Genomic DNA, 17,650 nt, shown 5'->3' with positions numbered 1-17,650 from the left:
GCTTCTAGCACACACGCAACGTAACCGCATGATCACATTCCATCCGCACGGACACGCGCGCCCGTACCACGCACGGCCCCTGTCAGTGGCGCGGTGACAGTGCGATCCTGGAAGAGTGGCTCCATGGATCCCTCGGGTTAGGAGTTCCGCCGTGTTCCGAGTCGCCGTGGTCGGGTCCGGGCCGAGCGGGTGCTACACCGCCCAGAGCCTGGTCCAGCAGGACTCCGAGGTGCTGGTCGACGTCCTGGACCGGCTGCCGTGTCCCTACGGCCTGGTCCGGTACGGCGTGGCGCCGGACCACGAGAAGATCAAGTCGCTGCAGAACACCCTGCGGACGGTCCTGGAACACGAACGGGTGCGCTTCCTCGGAGGCGTCCAGGTCGGCCCCGGCGGGGTACCGGCCACACGACTGCGGGAGCTGTACCACGCCGTGGTGTACTGCGTGGGCGCCGCCACCGACCGGCACCTGGGGATCCCCGGAGAGGACCTGCCGGGCAGCTGGTCGGCGACGGAGTTCGTGTCCTGGTACAGCGCGCATCCCGACTCGGCCGCCGACGGTTTCGTCGTCGGCGCCCGCTCCGCGGTGGTCATCGGCGTGGGCAACGTCGCCGTGGACGTCACCCGGATGCTGGCCCGGGGCCTGGCGGAACTGAACCCTACCGACATGCCGCAGGCGCCCCTGGCCGCGTTGGCCTCCAGCCAGGTGACCGACATCCAGATGGTGGGGCGGCGGGGCCCGTCCCAGGCCCGCTTCACCACCAAGGAGCTGCGGGAGCTGGGCGCCCTTCCGGGCACCGAAGCGGCCGTGGATGAGGAGGAGTTGGCGCTCGATCCGGCCTACCAGGACCCCGCCGCGCTGCCTGCCGCGCAGCGCCGCAACGTCGAGGTGCTGCGGGGCTGGGCGAACGCCCCGGCCGCACCGGCCGCGGCCCGTCGGATCCGGCTGCGGTTCTTCCTGCGGCCGGTGGAACTCCTGGCCGACGAAGGACATGTGGGGGCGGTGCGTTTCGAGCGGACGGTGCCGGACGGACGGGGCGGGGTGACGGGGACGGGCCGCTTCGAGGTGATCGAGGCCCAGCTGGTGCTGCGCTCGGTGGGCTACCGCGGAGTTCCCCTGGAGGGGCTGCCGTTCGACCCGGCGAGCGGCACGGTGCCCCAGCTGGCCGGCCGGGTCCTGCGCGAGGGCGTGGTCGCGCCCGGCGAGTACGTGGCCGGCTGGATCAAGCGTGGCCCGACAGGCGTCATCGGCACCAACCGGCCGTGCGCCAAGGAGACGGTGACCTCGATGCTGGAGGACGCCCCCGCCCTCGCATCCGCAGACCTCCCCGGCGACCCCCTGACGGCACTGCGGGCCGACGGGATCCAGCCGGTCGAGTGGACGGGGTGGCAGGCGATCGAACGGGCCGAGGCGGAGCTGGGGGCCTCACTGGGGCGGAGCGTGGCCAAGTTGCCGGACTGGGAATCGCTGCAGACAGCGGCGCGGTCGATGACTCCGTAGCGGCGTGGCGGACAACTGGGTGGGCATGACACAGATCGGCAATACCGCCGACATCAACAAACTGTTCAAGCCCCTTACGGTCCCGTACTGACCGACTGTTCCCAGCCACCCGCCGCTCTGGAGTGTCCATGGCAACGACCGCACCCGTGCATCCCGTCGACGAGGTCCCGCCCGTACGGCAGTTGGCCGTTTTCGGCCTGCAGCACGTGCTCGCGATGTACGCGGGCGCGGTGGCCGTTCCGCTGATCGTCGGCGGTGCGATGAAGCTGTCGGCCGCGGACCTGGCGTATCTCATCACCGCCGACCTCCTGGTGTGCGGGATCGCCACGCTCATCCAGTGCATCGGGTTCTGGCGGTTCGGCGTGCGGCTGCCGATCATGCAGGGCTGCACGTTCGCGGCCGTGTCGCCGATGGTGCTGATCGGCACGACCGGGGGCGGCCTGCCCGCGATCTACGGCTCGGTGATCGTCGCGGGGCTCGCGATCATGCTGCTCGCGCCGGTCTTCGGACGGTTGCTGCGGTTCTTCCCGCCCCTCGTCACCGGCACCGTGATCCTGATCATCGGCATCTCGCTGCTGCCGGTGGCGGGGAACTGGGTCGCGGGCGGCGCCGGGGCGAAGGACTTCGGGGCACCGAGGAACATCGCGCTCGCGGCCTTCGTGCTCGCGGTGGTGCTGGGCGTGCAGCGGTTCGCGCCGTCGTTCCTGAGCCGAATCGCCGTGCTGATCGGCATCGTGGTGGGCCTGGCGGTGGCGGTGCCGTTCGACTTCACGGACTTCGGCGGGGTGGGCGACGCCGACTGGGTGGGGATCAGCACGCCGTTCCACTTCGGGGCGCCCACCTTCGAGGCGTCGGCGATCATCTCGATGCTGGTGGTGGCGCTGGTGACGATGACGGAGACGACCGGCGACCTCGTCGCGGTCGGCGAGATGACCGGCCGGAAGGTCGAGCCGCGCTCACTGTCGGACGGCCTGCGCGCCGACGGCCTGTCGACCGTTCTGGGCGGCGTCTTCAACACGTTCCCGTACACGGCGTACGCGCAGAACGTGGGCCTGGTCGGCATGACCCGCGTCCGTAGCCGCTGGGTCGTGGCCGCCGCGGGCGGCATCCTCGTCCTGCTGGGGCTGCTGCCGAAGCTGGGCGCGGTGGTCGCGGCCGTGCCCGCGCCGGTGCTGGGCGGCGCGGGCCTGGTGATGTTCGGGACGGTGGCGGCGAGCGGCCTGAGGACACTGGCCCAGGTGGACTTCAAGGGCAACCACAACCTGACGGTGGTGGCCGTCTCGGTGGCGATGGGCATGCTGCCGGTCGGCGTGCCGACGATCTACGAGAAGTTCCCGGACTGGTTCCAGACGGTGATGAACAGCGGGATCAGCGCGGGCTGCCTGACGGCGATCGTGCTGAACCTCCTCTTCAACCACTTTCCGGCGAAGGCGCGTTCAGCCCCGGCGGCCGACCCGGCACAGTCAGCCGCCTAGGCGGGCGGCCTGCCGGGTGGCGGCGCCGAGCAGGGCGTCGACAAGTCCCGGGAAGAGGTCGTCCAGGTCACCTCGGCGCAGTCCGTTCATCTTGGCCGTGCCCCGGTAGACCTGCCGGATCACCCCGGCCTCGCGCAGCACCCGGAAGTGGTGGGTGGTCGTGGACTTGGTGACGGGCAGGTCGAAGTACGAACAGGAGAGCTCGTCGCGCTCGGCGGCGAGCTCTCGCACGATCCGCAACCGCATGGGGTCGGAGAGGGCGTGCAGCACGGCTTCCAGCCGGATCTCCTCGCGCGCCGGGTGCGGGAGGTCGCGACTGCTGACGGCGGGGGTGGTCACGGCGGCTCCACTCACTCGGGAACGCCCATTGTACGAGACCTCTCGTAGTTTGACATTCACCGTACTACGATGCCTATCGTACAAGCCGTCCATTGGACCCGCGACGATCGGAGCAGCACCCCATGAGCGCCCTCTTCCAGCCTTTCCGCCTGCGCGACGTGACCATCCCGAACCGGGTCTGGATGCCCCCGATGTGCCAGTACTCGGCGGCTTCCGAGGGGCCGGACACCGGCGCCCCCACCGACTGGCACTTCGCGCACTACGCGGCACGCGCGGCCGGCGGCACGGGACTGATCCTCGTGGAGGCGAGCGGAGTCAGCCCCGAGGGACGGATCTCCCCGTACGACCTCGGCCTCTGGAACGACACCCAGGTCGAGGCGTTCCGCCGGATCACCCGTTTCCTGGTCTCCCAGGGCACGGTGCCCGGGATCCAGCTGGCGCACAGCGGCCGCAAGGCGTCGACCGACCGCACCTGGACGGGCGGCGCACCGCTCGCGCCGGAGGCGGGCGGCTGGCAGCCGCTGGCGCCCAGCGCCCTGGCGTTCGACGAACGGCACCCGGTCCCGACCGAGCTGACTGTCGATCAGATCAAGCAGATCGTCGGTCAGTTCGCGGACGCGGCCGACCGGGCCCTGGCCGCCGGCTTCGAGGTCGTCGAGATCCACGGCGCCCACGGCTACCTGATCAACGAGTTCCTCTCCCCGCACTCCAACCACCGTACCGACGCCTACGGCGGCTCCTACGAGAACCGCACCCGCCTCGCTCTCGAGGTCGTAGACGCCGTGCGCGCGGTGTGGCCGGACGACAAGCCGCTGTTCTTCCGGATCTCGGCGACGGACTGGCTGGAGGACGGTGGCTGGACCGCCGACGACACGGTCCGCCTCGCCGGTGACCTCCAGGCCCACGGCGTCGACCTGCTCGACGTCTCCACCGGCGGCAACGCCTCCGGGGTGCGCATTCCGACCGGTCCGGGCTACCAGGTGCCCTTCGCCGCCCGCGTCAAGGCCGAGACCGCTCTCCCGGTCGCCGCGGTCGGCCTGATCACCGAGGTCGAACAGGCCGAGAAGATCCTGGCCAACGAGGAGGCCGACGCGGTTCTGCTGGGCCGCGAACTGCTCCGCAGCCCGTCGTGGGCCCGCCTCGCGGCGCGTGAGCTGGGGGCCGAGACGCAGGTGCCGGACCAGTACCACCGGTCCGTGTGAGCCAGGAAGAGCAACCGAGCAAGGGGTGACCTCGGGGCCCGCATCCGAGGTCACCCCCTGCTCGGCGTTCAGCTCACGTGCAGGACGTTCCGTTCAGCGTGAACGCGGTCGGGGCCGCGCTGTTGCCCGAATGGCTCGCCTGATAGCCGATGGTCACACTCGCGTTCGGGGCGATCGTCCCGTTGTACCCGGCGTTCGTCGCCGTGACCGACCCGGACGCCGGGGCGTAGGTGGCGCCCCAGCCGTTGGTGATGGTCTGGCCCGAGGGCAGGGTGAAGCCGAGTTTCCAGCCGTTGACCGACGTCGTACCGGTGTTGGTCAGGGTCACCGAACCGGTGAGGCCGGTGCTCCAGGCGTTGGTCGACGCCGTCACCGTGCAGCCACCCGGCTGGGGCTGGGGCGCGGGACCCGAGCTGTCGAGCCCGAAGAAGGTGAGCGCGCGGGCGGCCATGCCGGAGCCGTAGACGTTGTGGCCGACTCCCCGGAGGCTGATCGCCTCGACGGCGGCGCGGTCACCGGTGGAGCCGTATCGGGTGCGGGTCCAGCCGGAGACGGGCGAGTCGGTGGCGGCCGGGGTCTGGCTGACGCCGAGGACGTTCGTCCATTCCTTGATCTGCTCCCCGAAGTTGGGATAGCGCAGCACGTCGTCCTCGGTGCCGTGCCATGTCTGCATCCTCGGCCGGGGGCCGGTGTAGCCGGGGTAGGCGGCGCGAACCAGGTTGCCCCACTCCTGAGGGGTGTGGGAGATCGTGCCGTTCGCGCACTCGCTGTTCCACTCGGAACCGTTGGTGGTGGCGAAGCAGCCGAACGGAACGCCGGCGAAGGCGGCGCCCGCGGCGAACACGTCGGGATAGTCGCCCAGCAGGACGTTCGTCATCATCGCGCCGGAGGAGATCCCGGTGGCGAAGATCTTCGACGTGTCGGCGCCGTAGGTGCGGGCGACCCAGTCGACCATGGACTTGATGCCGACGGGGTCGCTGCCGCCGTTGCGCTTGAGCGCCTGGGGCGATGACACGTCGAAGCACTTGCTGGCGCGGGTGACCGAGGGGTAGACGACCACGAACCCGTAGCGGTCGGCCAGCGAGGCCCACTCGGTGCCGGAGTACATGGCCGGCCCGGAGCCGGTGCAGTAGTGGACGGCGACCACGACCGCCGGGTGCGCGGTGACGTTGTCCGGTACGTACAGGTACATCTGGAGGTTGCTGGGGTTGGTGCCGAAGTCGGTGACCTCGGTCAGGGCCGCGGCGGCCTTGGCGGGGCGTGCCGTGGCCGCCGGAGCGGTGAGCACGGTGGCCACGAGCAGCGGCACGAGCGCTCCGAGGAGCGCCACGAGTACCGAACGCAGCGGTCTGCGCGCGGTGGTGCGGGGGGTGGTGGGCACGTCCTTGTCCCTTCCTGGTCGACTCTGGGGACGTGGTACGGCGTTGCTTCGACGGTGGTCGGTGGCAGTGGTTCAGGAAGCGGTGACCGGTCAGCAGGAGGAGTTGGTCTGGGTCAACAGGGCCAGACGCCAGGGCAGTTGGGAGTAGTCACCGGTCGCGGCCGGGTCCATGCCCTGGCCGTCGGGTCCTTCACCGAGACGATCGGGTGAGTGGCGTCCGGCCGGGGACTGATCAGCGGCCCGGACGAGGACCAGCTGAAGGAGTCGGGCAGTTGACCCCGCCCATCGACCCCGGAGCCGCCGGCCACCGCCGGGCCCGGGGGTCAGGGCGGTCAGACCCACCGCGAGTAACACCAGGACGAGCCCGCTGATGAACGTGCGCAGACGTGGAGGCGCCATCGACTCGCCTTCTCCGAAGGGAAGCTTCCGCCGAGCATCGTGGCATGGGCATGGTCGCCATGGAAGCGCTCCCACGCCTCGAAAGAATTCGCTCGTGGCGCCGCCAGGGGTGGCCGAATACCGTCTGCGCAAAGCGTTGACTAGAAAGCGCTTGCCCTCTACGTTCCGTTCAGCAGTGTGACCGACCGGGGCCGCCTTGGCTCCACATGGTCACACTGTGCCGCGCGGCGTTCAGCATGACGAACAACATTCGAGTACATGACCAACATGGCACCGCAGGCACCACCGAAGGGAACGCACCCCACATGCGTACTCGTCCCCCACGTGCACACACGCGAAGATCCACCCCGGTAGCCGACGCGGCCACCCTCACGAGGGTGACCGACCCGTCCGCACCGCAGGCGGCCGGGGCCGCCGAGACCTCCCCCATGGGTTTCGGCGACCACCACGGATGCGCCAACCCGCGCGGAATCGACCTGGGTGGGGCCGCCACCGAGGTCGGTCGGGTCGACACCTTCACCACCCCGCCCTACAGCTCCCCCAAGCACGCCTCGCCCCTCGCCGCCCAGGCGACGAGCGCTGCGGGCACTGGAAAGCTCTTACCGTCCCCCACGCAGGAAGAAGGAATCGGGACATGACTTCTTCATCTCGTCCGCGCGTCCGCACGCGCGCACTGACCGGCGCGATGGCCGCTCTCGGCTTATCGGTTGGCATGATCATGACTAGCGGAGCCCTGACCCCGGCGGCCGCCGCCACCTGGCCCACCGCGAACGGCAGCCAGGCCGTCTCCTCCACCATCTCGGTGTCCGGCACCAAGGACTACGGGATGAAGCGCCTCTACGGCAGCGGCGCCCTGGGCAGCGACAACCAGGACGAGGACCAGGGACCGATCCTGGAACTGGCGGCCGGCGCCGTTCTCAAGAACGTCATCATCGGCGCCCCGGCGGCCGACGGCATCCACTGCAAGGCCAGCTGCACGCTGCAGAACGTGTGGTGGGAGGACGTCGGCGAGGACGCGGCCACCTTCCGCGGCTCCTCGTCCTCGAACGTGTACACCATCTCCGGTGGTGGCGCGAAGGAAGCCAGCGACAAGGTGTTCCAGTTCAACGGCGCCGGGACACTCAACATCTCGAACTTCGCCGTGAAGAACTTCGGCACGTTCGTGCGCTCCTGCGGCAACTGCTCGACCCAGTACAAGCGGACGATCAACCTCAACACCATCGAGGCGACCTACAAGGGCAGCAAGCTCGTCGGCATCAACACCAACTACGGCGACAGCGCGACCCTGAGGGGCATCACGATCGTCGGAGACAGCAGCAAGAAGATCGTCCCGTGCCAGAAGTACATCGGCAACAACTCGGGCAAGGAGCCGACCACGAACGGTTCCAACCCGGACGGCACTTACTGCAAGTACTCCACCTCGGACATCACCTACAAGTGATCCGCGTGAGGTGAGGTGAGATGCGGCCGTACGAAGCGTCCCTGCACGGCGCTTCGTACGGCCGCCTCGTCATGTGCCCCGCGCGACCTGGGGCACCGTGTCCGCCAGCTCCTCCTGGTAGTCCGTGTACGCGGTGCGCAGATCCGTGCCCGGCCAGTCCGCCGGCAGGAGTGGGGGCGGCAGGACGGGATCGCCGAGCAGATGCCGTACGACGGCCGCGAAGGCGGTGAGGCGGTCGGCGGGCCGGTCCGCGCGGGCGACGTGGGTGACGTGGTCGAGCAGCGCCCGGGACGTGTCCGCCCAGGTTTCCAGGGGCCACAGGCTCGCCGCCAGCTCCGGTGCGGGTCGGTCGGGACGGGCCTCGTAGCGCTGGACCACGTCGTCGAGGTCGTCCGGGAGCGTTCGGCTGAGGTTGGCGGGCCGGAGCCAGACTCCCTCGCGGAGTTCGGCGAGCCGGAGCGCGGTCAACCGGGCGCGCAGGTCGGCGCGTTCCGCGGGGCCGCGGCCGGTCGCGGTGACCACCACCATCTCCCAGTCTCCGTTCCACGCGCGCGTGGAGGGGTGTACGGCGTCGTCCTGACGGCGCTGCCGCGCGAGCAGACGGTCGCTGAGGCGGTGCACGGAGTCCGTCCGCCGCAGATCGCCGGCGGCCACCATCCGGCTGAGCGCGGCCCGCAGCGTGGATTCCCCGACGCCGAAGGGCTCCACCGCACGGACCAGGTCCTTGACCGGAAGCTCCGATGGATGGGCGCCCAGGAGCAGGCTCAGCACGACCGACCGGGCGGACAGCGACCGCAGGTCGACCTCACCGGGCTGCTCCGACACGTTCCTCCGCATGGTCACGTACTGTACGGGCGTCCTCGTATTGCATCATTGCCACAACCGTATCGAGAGTGCAACATGGGCATATGGTCTCCACACCCGCGCAGGAACGGTCCGCCACCCACGACGTCACCAACCAGCCCCCTCCCCTCGCCCCGTACGACGCGTCCGACGACGGCGCCCTGCTGGAGGGACTGCGCCGGGAGGGGGCCGCCTGGGCGGAGGAGGACATCCGGCGGCTCGGGCTCAGGGCCGGCAGTGTCGAGGCACAGGAGTGGGGCGAACAGGCCAACTCCCACGAGCCGGTCCTGCGCACGCACGACCGGTACGGCCACCGTGTCGACGAGGTCGAGTTCCACCCGAGCTGGCACCACCTGATGCGGGCCGCCGTCGCCGAGGGGCTGGCGGGCGCGCCCTGGGCGGACGCCCGGCCCGGCGCCCACGTATCGCGTACGGCGGGCGGACTGGCATGGGGGCACACAGACGCCGGGCACGGCTGTCCGACGTCGATGACGTACGCGGCGATCCCCGCACTGCGCAAGGAGCCGGACCTCGCGAAGGTCTACGAGCCCCTGCTCACCGGCCGCCTCTACGAGCCGGAACTCCGGGTGCCGACCGAGAAACGCGGTCTGCTGGCGGGCATGGGGATGACCGAGAAGCAGGGCGGCTCGGACGTGCGGACCAACACGACGGCGGCCACGCCCACCGCGGAGCCCGGTGTGTACACGCTGCGCGGGCACAAGTGGTTCACGTCGGCGCCGATGTGCGACGTGTTCCTGGTGCTGGCACAGGCCCCGGGCGGCCTCTCGTGCTTCCTGGTGCCGCGTGTGTTGCCTGACGGCAGCCGCAACACCTTCCGCATCCAGCGGCTGAAGGACAAGCTCGGCAACCGGTCCAACGCCTCCTCCGAGCCCGAGTTCGACCAGACCGTGGCCTGGCTGGTCGGCCCTGAGGGCCAGGGCGTCAAGACGATCATCGAGATGGTCAACTGCACGCGCCTGGACTGCGTGATGATGTCGGCCACGCTGATGCGCAAGACACTCGTCGAGGCCGGACATCATGTGCGCCACCGCAGCGCGTTCGGGGCTCGGTTGCTCGACCAGCCGCTTATGCGCAACGTCCTGGCCGACCTGGCGCTGGAGTCGGAGGCCGCGACGACGCTCACCCTGCGGCTGGCCGGGGCGGCCGACCGGGCGGTACGCGGGGACGCCGGTGAGGCGGCGTTCCGCCGGATCGCGACCGCCGTGGGCAAGTACTGGGTCACCAAGCGGGGCCCGGCCTTCACCGCGGAGGCCCTGGAGTGCCTCGGCGGCAATGGCTACGTCGAGGAGTCGGGCATGCCCCGGCACTACCGCGAGGCTCCCCTGCTGTCGATCTGGGAGGGCTCGGGCAACGTCAACGCGCTGGACGTGCTGCGTGCGTTGCGGCGGCAGTCCGGGGCCGCCGAGGCCCTGTTCGGCGAACTCGCCCTGGCGCGGGGTGCGGACGCCCGGCTGGACACGGCGGTGGCCCGGTTGAAGGGGCAGTTGGCGGAGGCCTCGGAGGTGGGTGCGCGGCGGCTGGTGGAGCGGATGGCCCTGGCCCTGCAGGCCTCCCTCCTGGTCCGGCACGCCCCGCCCGCCGTGGCCGACGCGTTCTGCGCGACCCGGCTCGGTGGCGACTGGGGGCACGCCTTCGGCACGCTTCCCGACTCCGCCGACCTGGACGCGATCCTGGCGCGTGCGCTGCCCTTCGGTCACTGACTCCCTGCCCGAAGGGGCCTCTTTCGTCGGTTCGCGCATTGTCACCTCCCGATTCCGCTTGGTTGTCAGTCCCGTGGTGCAGACTCACGATCAGTTGGCACTTCGCCTGGGGAGGGACAACGTGTTCACGGGGATCGACGAGGTCGACTGGGCCGCGCTGCGGCATGCGTACGGCAGTGCGGAGGACGTGCCCGGATTGCTGCGAGGGCTGGCCTCGCCGGACCCGACCGAGCGGGAGGGCGCCCTGGACCGGATGTACGGGGCACTGCACCACCAGGGCACGGTGTACGACTCGACGCTCGCCTGCGTTCCGTTTCTGCTCACGCTCGCCGGGAGCGAGGCCGTGCCGGAGCGGGGCGGGATCGTCGAACTGCTGGTGAGCATCGGGTGCGACGAGGCCGACCGGGAGGACTCAGGCCGGGAGTTCGCGGGACAGCAGGGCGCAAGTGTCGGTGGTCGTGGCGGCGAAGGGACCGCGGGCGGGGCGGACGGTCCTTGCGGGGTCCGTCGGTCGGCCGGGGCCGCGATCCGTGCGGGCGCGGAGGCGTTCGTCCGGCTGGCCGACGACGCCGACGCCTCGGTGCGCGGGGCGGCCGCGGGCGCACTCGTGCGGTTCCTCGACGAACCGGATCGGGTGCTGGGGCTGTTGCGGGAGTGGATCACCGTGGAGCGGGACGACCGGGTTCTGATCGCCCTCACCGAGAGCCTCGGCCTGTTCGTACGACGGCACCCCGCGCACGCCGACCGGGCGCTGGAGCTGCTGGTGGCGCAGAGCGCTCCGCCGTACGGGCCGGGGCTACGGCTCGCGGCGTTGGGCCAGCTCATGAGCTGCGCGCCCGGCCGGGCCCCGGCCGACCCGGTGCCTCTCGCGGTGCGCCTGCTCAGGGAGCGGTCCGCGCGGCGGAGCACATGGCCGGCGGAGGGCGGAAGCCCCGGCACGGACACGCTCGTCGGCCGCCTGTGGCGGCTGTGGCCGTCGGACGAGGAGGGCTCGCAGCTGCTGCGCTCCGTCCACACCGCGCTGGACGACCGGGTGGCCGACCGGACCGCTCTCCTCGACGGGCAGTTGACCAGTCCGGAGCCGACCGACCGGTGCAACGCCCTGTGGATGGCCGCCGGACTGCTGCGCGAGTGGCGCGGCGACCACACGGGGCTCGTGACCCTGGTCGGAGACCAACTGGGCGCGGCGGAAGGCGGGGTGCGCGACGCCGCCGTGTCCGTCCTCACTGATCTGTTCGACCTGGCCGCGCCCGCCGCCGACCGTCTCGCCGCGCTGGTGGCCTCCCGGCCCGACCTGTGGGTGCGTCGGTGGCGTCGTGGGACACCCGCGCTCGGCGGTCCGCTCAGAGCCCTTGCCCGGAGCGGGGATCCACGGGCGGTGCCGGCGCTGACCGAGGTTCTGGCGGGGCCGGTCGTACCCGGTGATCTGGGGCAGGCGCTCGGCCATCTCGGCGGGGCGGCCACCGCACTCGCGCCCGTGGTGCGGCGCAGGCTGGGTGAGATACCCGTCGACTCCCCCGGAGCCCCGGCCCTGGCCGTACCCCTGCTGTCGGCGGTACTCGCTCTGGGGGACCGGGAGGCCCTGCCGGAGGTGATGCGTCTGGTGCGCGGCACGGTGCCCGCCGGACTCCGCCCGGACGACCCGCACGTGGCGGACGTGGTCCGCGCGCTGGGCACGTTCGGTCCCGCGGCGCGGGAGGCGGTACCGGCGCTGCGGCGACTGCTCGACACCGAGCACGCGAACGCGGCGGCGGGTGCGTTGTGGGAGGTGGCGGCGGACGCTTCCGTCGTACGGCCGGTCCTGCTGCGGGAGTTGGAGGAAGAGGATCACCGTCGTCGCCGGGCGGCCGCGGAGGTGCTGGCGCGGATGGGTCCGGCGGCCCGTCCGGCACCGGACGCGTTGCGCCGCGGAATTCAGTCCGCTCACCCGTGTGAGCGGGTGAGCGCCGCGCGCGCCCTGTGGCGGATCGACGCGGACGCGGTGCCCGTCCTTCCGGTGCTGCGGTCGGCCTGGAAGGAACACCCGCACACGCGCGGCACCATCGCCGAGTGCCTGAGCGAGATGGGGCCGGCCGCCGCGCCGCTGAGCGACCTGCTGACAGCAGAACTGTCCTCCCGACGACGCCATTTGGCGAGGCCGGGGGGCCACGGCAGCCACGACATCCCGAAGGACGAGCGGCTGCTGCGGCTGTGCCGGGAGGCGCTGGCGGGCCAGGAGGCAGCGGGGAGCCGTATCTAGCCGTGGCCGTGTCGTGCCGAGCCATGCGGTGGCGACCCGTGTCGTGCCGTGCCGACCTGTGCCGTGTCAGGCCATGCTGTGCCGTGTCGGGCCTTGTCGCTCGGACATCGGCGGGATCACGGACACACTGACACAGGGACGCCGGGACGCCGGGCGGGCCGCGAGCGCCGAGCAAGGTCACGAGCACGCCCCCCGAGGCCCCGAGGCCTTCCCGCGCTCAGCCCGTCGTGCGCCCCCACAGAGGGCCGAACCGTGCCCACTCGGCGTCCCACTGGTCCATGCGGCGGCGTTCCATGCGACCGCACAGCACCCGTCCGCCGACGAAGGGCACGACCCCGGCACCGACCCCCAGCAGGCCGCCGATCATGGCGGCCCGCAGCCGGGCCTCGGCGACGCTGGCGGGCTTCGTCACCAGCCGCCCCTGCGGATCCGTCCAGACGGTGACCGGGGTCCCGTAGGCACTGCCGGGGTCGACCCGGGCCTGTCCGGTGTGCGCGGAGCCGTCCGGCACCGTCCAGCGCACCTTGGCCCACACCTGCTCGCCACTGGACGCCCTGGAGTGTGACGCCGCCGTTCCCGGTGCCTGTTCGGTGAGGTGCGCCACGACAGGACGCCACTCGACACGTTCCCGGGCCAAGCCGTGCTCGACGGTCCGGGCGACACCCAGACCGGCGAGCACACCGGCGAGAACGGTGAGCGCCCAGGCGCCGAGCACGACCCACGCCTCCACCGCGTCGGCACGGCGCTTGAGCGGATTGCGCCGCCAGCGCCACAGCCACACCTTCGGACCACGGAACGCCATCGCAGGCATCCTCCTCAAGAGCGCACGAACATGCCGGACCGCCCTCCCATACGGGAGCCACGTCCTGGATGCTCACGGCGGGTTTCCCGATTCGACGGCCGCACGCCTCCCCCGTTCTCGCGCGGCACCTTCCGCGGGGGCCCACAAGCCGCCCCGCCGGGCTGTCATCGCCGCGCTGACCTGCGGTGAAGCGTCTCCGAGGGGTGACTGTCAGTGGTGGGGTGCAAACTGGCGGATGTCTGGGACAAAGACGTCGCGGAGGTGATCGGCATGACCGAAGTACTGCTCGCCGTGGGCACACGCAAAGGCCTGTTCATCGGGCGCAGGCGGGACGGCGCCTGGGAGTTCGACGAAAGCCCCTACTTCAACGCGCAGGCGGTGTACTCGGTCGCCATCGACACCCGGGGAGACCGCCCGCGGCTGCTCGCCGGCGGCGACAGCGCGCACTGGGGCCCCTCGGTGTTCCACTCCGACGACCTGGGCCGGACCTGGACGGAACCGGCACAGCCCGCCGTCAGGTTCCCGCAGGACACGAAGGCCTCGCTGGAGCGCGTCTGGCAGCTTCACCCGGCGGCCGCGGAGCCGGACGTGGTGTACGCGGGCACGGAACCGGCCGCGCTGTACCGCTCCGAGGACCGCGGCGAGAGCTTCGAGCTGGTCCGCCCCCTGTGGGAGCACCCCACCCGGTCCAAGTGGGTGCCGGGCGGCGGCGGAGAGGGCCTGCACACCGTGCTCACCGACAGACGGGATCCGCGCGCGGTGACGGTGGCCGTGTCGACGGCCGGGGTCTTCCGTACGAAGGACGGTGGCGCGAGCTGGGAGCCGTCCAACTCCGGTGTCTCCGCGGTGTTCCTGCCGGATCCGAACCCGGAGTTCGGCCAGTGCGTGCACAAGGTCGCCCGGGACGCGGCGGACCCGGACCGGCTGTACCTGCAGAACCACTGGGGTGTGTATCGCAGCGATGACGCGGGCGCGCAATGGACGGACATCGGCGGGGGCCTGCCGTCCACGTTCGGCTTCGCGGCGGCGGCACACCCCCACCGCGGTGACACGGCGTACGTGTTCCCGATCAACGCCGACGCGGACCGGGTGCCGGCCGATCACCGCTGCCGGGTCTTCCGGACCGCGGACGCGGGCAGGAGCTGGGAGCCGCTGACGGCGGGCCTGCCCCAGGAGGACCACTACGGCACGGTGCTGCGGGACGCCCTGTGCACGGACGACGCCGACCCCGCCGGCGTGTACTTCGGCAACCGCAACGGCGAGGTGTTCGCGTCGGCCGACGACGGCGACAGCTGGCGGCAGTTGGCGTCGCACCTGCCGGACGTGCTGTGCGTACGGGCCGCGGTGGTCGAATGAGCCCGAGGCGGTTACCGGTCGGCCTGCCTTCCGGCCTTGACCAGACCGGTCATCGAGGTGCCTGGCGAGGCGTTCTCGGCGCCATGCGACATCGAAGGAGAGCCGGCCACGGCTCCGGGCCACCGCCCAGGCGGCTGGGCTGCTGGTGACAGGAGACAGCGGCAATCGCGCGCGAGTCAGACGCAAACAGTTCAGCGTGACCGGTGAGGCCGAGGCGGCCGCCGCAGCGGCCGCCTGACTGTGCCCGAACCGGCGCACGGGGTCAGGGAGCCTCCTGCGCCGACAGCACCCCGGCCAGAGCCCCTGCGGGCAGAACCTTGGTCGAGTTGTGTTCGCGGACGATCCGCCAGCCGTCCGGCGTTCGGCGCCAGACCAGCGAGGTCGTGGTGCGAATGTCCGTGGTGACGTCGGGCATGGTGATCCGCGCTACGAACGTCAGAGTGGACGCGGCCAGATCGTGGCCGGTGACGACGTGCGGACCGTCATCGACCGCATGATGCGCGGAAACCATCAGGTGAAAAGCGGGCTCCCAGATCGAGCCGTACCCGGCGGCTGTCGTCGCCACCCGCTGCTCGGGGTCGAAGTCGTCGTAGAGGCGGACGTCCGGAGAGCTGAAGTCGTAGAACTCGTCGAAGATGCGCCGGAACTCGAACGGCGCGTCCCCCTCGTTGCGCTCCCAGCCGAACACCCACCGGCTGTGCAGGTCCGCGACCACTTGTTCCTCGTCCATGACTCGACGCTAAAGGCAGCGGAAGGGGTTCAGGGAGGGTCCGTCGCACCCACCCATCTCTGCGGCCCGGAGCAGGGATTCGGGCAACGGCTCACCGGCGACGGCGTGCACCCGCAGCCCGTTCAGCCCCTTGTCCTGCTCGTCGACCCTGACGCGGCCGGCCTGGGCCAGCTCGACCAGCACCGCGCCGCCCAGGGTGTATTACAGGGTGCCGGCCCACCGCGATCGCCCCCGACGAGTCGTCGAACATCACCAGGAGCAGGTCTTCGACGATGAGCAGGTCCTTCTGCATGAGCCCTCTTCCCGTTCCCGCCGGTGCCGGCACCGGCACCGGCGGAAGCCGACTTGCCTATCAGGAAAGTCCAAGATAACTTTCCTGGTGGGAAAGTAAAGCGGAGACTGGAGGACGAGGGACGTGAGCACGCCGGTGGACGCCGAACAGGCATGGAGAGACCTGCAGCGCATTCGGGTGCCGCAGGAGCGGGTGTACGACGAGGTCGAGCGGTCCGCTGCGGGCGGCTCGGGTGCCCTCTGGACCACGGCCGCGCTCATGTGGCTCTTCCTGGCCGGTCTGGGCCTGGACCTGCCCGGGTGGGGCGTGGGGCTGGCCATCGCCGCGTACGTCGCGCTGCTGAGCGTGCTGGCCGTGCTCCACAACCGCCGGAGCCGGGTGCGCCTGCACCACACCCGGTGCACCCGGCGGATGCTCGGCACCTTCGTCGCGGGGGCGGTGGTGACCGGCGGGACGACCCTGCTGTCCGGCCGGCTGCTCGATTCGCTGGAGCCGATGTCCGCCAGTCTGATCCAGGCCACGGTCTCGGCGACGGTGTTCGTGCTGTTCGTCGGGCCGACGAGCCGCTGGGCGGCAGGGTCGGCGCGGGACCGCGGCACACAGGCGGCAGGCATGGGAACAGCAGGCACGGGAGCAGCCGACGCGGGGGCGGACCGATGAGCATCCCCGCCGGCTTCGACGAGCTGATCCACCCCGCCACCCGGCTGTCGGTGGTCGCGCTGCTCGCCGCCACCGAATGGGCGGACTTCGCGTTCGTCCGCGACAGCCTCTCGCTCAGCGACTCCGCGCTCTCCAAACAGCTGCACACCCTGGAGGAGGCCGGATATCTGGAGCTTCACAAGGAGGGCGGCGGACGCAAGCGGCGCACCAGGGTACGGCTGACGGACCGCGGCCGAACCGCCTTCGAAGGGCACGTCGCGGCGCTCCGGGCGATCGTCGAGGGCGCCGGTCCTCCGGCGCCGACAGAAACTCCGGCACGACAGCGACACGACTCGGGGGCGGGACGATGACGCCGAAGCCCACACCCGCCCATCCCGTCGTCCACGCGCGCGACGTGACGATGACGTACGGCGACATCGACGTCCTCCACAGCGTGGATCTGGACATCCACCGCGGCGAGGTCTTCGCGCTCCTCGGACCCAACGGCGCCGGGAAGACGACAACGGTCGAGATCCTGGAGGGCTTCCGACGGCGTTCCTCCGGTGAGGTGAGCGTCCTCGGTGCGGACCCGGAGCGGGGCGACGACGCGTGGCGCGGCCGGATCGGACTGGTGCTGCAGGCCTGGCGCGACCACCCCCGCTGGCGGGTCTCCGAGTTGCTGACGCACTTCGCCACGTACTACCCCGACCCGCGCGACCCGGCCGAACTGCTGGCCCTGGTCGGCCTCACGGACCAGGCCGGCCGGCAGGTGGGCCGGCTGTCCGGCGGCCAGCGCCGGCGGCTGGACGTCGCGCTCGGCATCGTCGGCCGCCCCGAACTCCTCTTCCTGGACGAGCCGACCACCGGCTTCGACCCCCAGGCGCGGCACGAGTTCCACGTCCTGGTCGAACGGCTGGCCCGCGACGAGGGCGTCACCGTTCTGCTCACCACCCACGACCTGGTGGAGGCCGAGCGGCTAGCCGACCGGATCGCCATGCTGGTCGGCGGCCGGATCCGCGCCTGCGGCACACCCGCGGAACTGGCCCGGCGGGCCGCCGCCCAGGCCGAGGTCCGCTGGACGGCCGACGACGGGACGCCCCGCCGCGAACGCACCGAGGACCCCTCACGGCTGGTCTGGGAACTCCACCGGCACGCGGACGGCCCGATCGCCGACCTGGAAGTCCGCCGCCCGACGCTGGAGGACACCTACCTGCACATGGTGCACCAGGACGCCGACGGCACGTACGGGTACGCGGACGAGGACGGGGAGACACAGGCCGCATGAAGGGGACA

Annotated in this window: 18 protein-coding genes; 11 read left to right on the top strand and 7 right to left on the bottom strand. The window is 71.4% G+C overall.

From position 1 onward, the window contains the following. Positions 1-151 precede the first annotated feature (151 nt). Entirely contained in the window at positions 152-1,498 is a 1,347-nt protein-coding gene (locus OHA64_RS42720) for an FAD-dependent oxidoreductase (RefSeq protein ID WP_405622577.1), read from the top strand. Positions 1,499-1,626: 128 nt separating this feature from the next. Continuing rightward, positions 1,627-2,973 carry a nucleobase:cation symporter-2 family protein gene (locus tag OHA64_RS42715; RefSeq protein ID WP_405622576.1) on the top strand — a complete coding sequence of 449 codons (1,347 nt, stop codon included), beginning with the start codon at positions 1,627-1,629 and terminating at the stop codon, positions 2,971-2,973. Here the strand turns inward: OHA64_RS42715 and OHA64_RS42710 are convergent. After that, positions 2,962-3,312, bottom strand: coding sequence for an ArsR/SmtB family transcription factor (locus tag OHA64_RS42710; RefSeq protein ID WP_405622575.1), 351 nt, complete (start codon positions 3,310-3,312; stop codon positions 2,962-2,964). The two genes, OHA64_RS42715 and OHA64_RS42710, sit on opposite strands and share 12 nt — an antisense overlap. Positions 3,313-3,434: 122 nt before the next feature. On the opposite strand from OHA64_RS42710, the gene OHA64_RS42705 reads away from it, so the two are divergent. Continuing rightward, positions 3,435-4,514, top strand: a complete 1,080-nt coding sequence (locus OHA64_RS42705; protein WP_405622574.1) for an NADH:flavin oxidoreductase/NADH oxidase — start codon at positions 3,435-3,437, stop codon at positions 4,512-4,514. 73 nt (positions 4,515-4,587) lie between these two features. Here the strand turns inward: OHA64_RS42705 and OHA64_RS42700 are convergent, their stop codons facing one another. After that, a complete protein-coding gene (locus OHA64_RS42700) occupies positions 4,588-5,895 on the bottom strand; it encodes a PHB depolymerase family esterase (RefSeq protein WP_405622573.1) in 1,308 nt (435 codons plus the stop codon). 90 nt (positions 5,896-5,985) lie between these two features. Next, positions 5,986-6,294, bottom strand: a complete 309-nt coding sequence (locus OHA64_RS42695; protein ID WP_405624454.1) for a hypothetical protein — start codon at positions 6,292-6,294, stop codon at positions 5,986-5,988. Positions 6,295-6,671: 377 nt separating this feature from the next. On the opposite strand from OHA64_RS42695, the gene OHA64_RS42690 reads away from it, so the two are divergent. Both OHA64_RS42690 and OHA64_RS42685 read left to right on the top strand, forming a co-directional pair. After that, complete coding sequence (locus OHA64_RS42690) at positions 6,672-6,932, top strand: hypothetical protein (RefSeq protein ID WP_405622572.1); 261 nt, start codon at positions 6,672-6,674, stop codon at positions 6,930-6,932. Beyond that, positions 6,929-7,735, top strand: coding sequence for a pectate lyase (locus OHA64_RS42685; protein ID WP_405622571.1), 807 nt, complete (start codon positions 6,929-6,931; stop codon positions 7,733-7,735). The genes OHA64_RS42690 and OHA64_RS42685 overlap by 4 nt, the downstream gene beginning before the upstream one ends. 69 nt (positions 7,736-7,804) lie before the next feature. On the opposite strand, the gene OHA64_RS42680 is transcribed toward OHA64_RS42685, so the two are convergent. Next, on the bottom strand, positions 7,805-8,572 hold the full coding sequence (locus tag OHA64_RS42680) for a PaaX family transcriptional regulator C-terminal domain-containing protein (RefSeq protein WP_405622570.1): 768 nt from the start codon (positions 8,570-8,572) through the stop codon (positions 7,805-7,807). Positions 8,573-8,643: 71 nt separating this feature from the next. Here OHA64_RS42680 and OHA64_RS42675 point away from each other — a divergent pair, with 71 nt between their 5' ends. Continuing rightward, the gene (locus OHA64_RS42675) at positions 8,644-10,299 is read left to right on the top strand and encodes an acyl-CoA dehydrogenase family protein (RefSeq protein WP_405622569.1); all 1,656 of its coding nucleotides are present in this window, start codon (positions 8,644-8,646) and stop codon (positions 10,297-10,299) included. Between the two features lie 121 nt (positions 10,300-10,420). After that, positions 10,421-12,538 (top strand): HEAT repeat domain-containing protein, encoded by a 2,118-nt coding sequence (locus tag OHA64_RS42670; RefSeq protein ID WP_405622568.1) that lies wholly within the window; start codon positions 10,421-10,423, stop codon positions 12,536-12,538. 217 nt (positions 12,539-12,755) lie between these two features. Here OHA64_RS42670 and OHA64_RS42665 read toward each other — a convergent pair whose 3' ends face one another. Next, entirely contained in the window at positions 12,756-13,340 is a 585-nt protein-coding gene (locus tag OHA64_RS42665) for a hypothetical protein (RefSeq protein ID WP_405622567.1), read from the bottom strand. Positions 13,341-13,610: 270 nt separating this feature from the next. Here OHA64_RS42665 and OHA64_RS42660 point away from each other — a divergent pair, with 270 nt between their 5' ends. Next, a complete protein-coding gene (locus OHA64_RS42660) occupies positions 13,611-14,696 on the top strand; it encodes a WD40/YVTN/BNR-like repeat-containing protein (protein WP_405622566.1) in 1,086 nt (361 codons plus the stop codon). Between the two features lie 262 nt (positions 14,697-14,958). Here OHA64_RS42660 and OHA64_RS42655 read toward each other — a convergent pair whose 3' ends face one another. Both OHA64_RS42655 and OHA64_RS42650 read right to left on the bottom strand, forming a co-directional pair. Then, positions 14,959-15,426 carry a YybH family protein gene (locus OHA64_RS42655; protein ID WP_405622565.1) on the bottom strand — a complete coding sequence of 156 codons (468 nt, stop codon included), beginning with the start codon at positions 15,424-15,426 and terminating at the stop codon, positions 14,959-14,961. Between the two features lie 9 nt (positions 15,427-15,435). Then, the gene (locus tag OHA64_RS42650) at positions 15,436-15,609 is read right to left on the bottom strand and encodes a hypothetical protein (protein WP_405622564.1); all 174 of its coding nucleotides are present in this window, start codon (positions 15,607-15,609) and stop codon (positions 15,436-15,438) included. A gap of 232 nt (positions 15,610-15,841) precedes the next feature. Here OHA64_RS42650 and OHA64_RS42645 point away from each other — a divergent pair, with 232 nt between their 5' ends. From OHA64_RS42645 to OHA64_RS42635, 3 genes are read left to right on the top strand one after another with little or no spacing between them, the layout of a single operon-like run. Further along, on the top strand, positions 15,842-16,378 hold the full coding sequence (locus tag OHA64_RS42645; RefSeq protein ID WP_405622563.1) for a hypothetical protein: 537 nt from the start codon (positions 15,842-15,844) through the stop codon (positions 16,376-16,378). Then, the gene (locus tag OHA64_RS42640) at positions 16,375-16,728 is read left to right on the top strand and encodes a transcriptional regulator (protein ID WP_405622562.1); all 354 of its coding nucleotides are present in this window, start codon (positions 16,375-16,377) and stop codon (positions 16,726-16,728) included. Before OHA64_RS42645 ends, OHA64_RS42640 begins: the two co-directional genes overlap by 4 nt. Continuing rightward, a complete protein-coding gene (locus tag OHA64_RS42635; protein ID WP_405622561.1) occupies positions 16,725-17,642 on the top strand; it encodes an ABC transporter ATP-binding protein in 918 nt (305 codons plus the stop codon). Before OHA64_RS42640 ends, OHA64_RS42635 begins: the two co-directional genes overlap by 4 nt. Positions 17,643-17,650 lie beyond the last annotated feature (8 nt).

The sequence above is a fragment of the Streptomyces sp. NBC_00076 genome, assembly GCF_045041235.1.
Lineage (GTDB): Bacteria > Actinomycetota > Actinomycetes > Streptomycetales > Streptomycetaceae > Streptomyces.
This window is presented reverse-complemented; position numbering and strand designations above follow the sequence as displayed.

Excerpts from the sequence above, each read along its gene's own strand:
- OHA64_RS42660 (WP_405622566.1), top strand. The coding sequence starts at position 13,611 with ATGACCGAAGTACTGCTCGCCGTGGGCACACGCAAAGGCCTGTTCATC.
- OHA64_RS42685 (WP_405622571.1), top strand. The coding sequence starts at position 6,929 with ATGACTTCTTCATCTCGTCCGCGCGTCCGCACGCGCGCACTGACCGGC.
- OHA64_RS42635 (WP_405622561.1), top strand. The coding sequence starts at position 16,725 with ATGACGCCGAAGCCCACACCCGCCCATCCCGTCGTCCACGCGCGCGAC.
- OHA64_RS42695 (WP_405624454.1), bottom strand. The coding sequence starts at position 6,294 with ATGGCGCCTCCACGTCTGCGCACGTTCATCAGCGGGCTCGTCCTGGTG.
- OHA64_RS42715 (WP_405622576.1), top strand. The coding sequence starts at position 1,627 with ATGGCAACGACCGCACCCGTGCATCCCGTCGACGAGGTCCCGCCCGTA.
- OHA64_RS42640 (WP_405622562.1), top strand. The coding sequence starts at position 16,375 with ATGAGCATCCCCGCCGGCTTCGACGAGCTGATCCACCCCGCCACCCGG.
- OHA64_RS42680 (WP_405622570.1), bottom strand. The coding sequence starts at position 8,572 with ATGCGGAGGAACGTGTCGGAGCAGCCCGGTGAGGTCGACCTGCGGTCG.
- OHA64_RS42705 (WP_405622574.1), top strand. The coding sequence starts at position 3,435 with ATGAGCGCCCTCTTCCAGCCTTTCCGCCTGCGCGACGTGACCATCCCG.
- OHA64_RS42665 (WP_405622567.1), bottom strand. The coding sequence starts at position 13,340 with ATGGCGTTCCGTGGTCCGAAGGTGTGGCTGTGGCGCTGGCGGCGCAAT.
- OHA64_RS42675 (WP_405622569.1), top strand. The coding sequence starts at position 8,644 with ATGGTCTCCACACCCGCGCAGGAACGGTCCGCCACCCACGACGTCACC.
- OHA64_RS42655 (WP_405622565.1), bottom strand. The coding sequence starts at position 15,426 with ATGGACGAGGAACAAGTGGTCGCGGACCTGCACAGCCGGTGGGTGTTC.